This window comes from Streptomyces gottesmaniae, assembly GCF_031845845.1.
Taxonomy (GTDB): domain Bacteria; phylum Actinomycetota; class Actinomycetes; order Streptomycetales; family Streptomycetaceae; genus Streptomyces; species Streptomyces akebiae.
In genome coordinates, this window is record NZ_JAVRFJ010000174.1 from 1 (window position 1) to 401 (window position 401).

Annotated in this window: 1 protein-coding gene; it reads left to right on the top strand. The window is 56.6% G+C overall.

The window, feature by feature from the left end; translation table 11 throughout:
• Positions 1-401 (top strand): exodeoxyribonuclease III (locus RM704_RS45880; RefSeq protein ID WP_498076473.1); only part of this gene is annotated, 401 nt, incomplete at both ends.

Consider the following 401-nt stretch of genomic DNA (forward strand, 5'->3'; position numbering starts at 1 on the left):
GTGCAAATCGGCATGGGCATTGAGGAATTCGACCGCGAAGGGCGGTTTGTGCGTTGCGATTTCGGCAGGTTGGGCGTCATTTCGCTTTATTTGCCCAGCGGCAGCAGCGCGGAAGAACGCCAGCAGGTGAAATACCGTTTCCTCGATGCGTTTTACCCTATGCTCGAAGCGATGAAAAACGAAGGGCGCGACATCGTCGTCTGCGGCGACTGGAACCTCGCCCACCAACACATCGACCTGAAAAATTGGAAAGGCAATCAGAAAAATTCGGGCTTCCTGCCCGAAGAGCGCGAGTGGATAGGCAAAGTCATGCATACGCTGGGCTGGACGGACATGTGGCGCACGCTCTATCCCGATGTGCCGGGTTATACATGGTGGAGCAACCGCGGGCAGGCGTATGC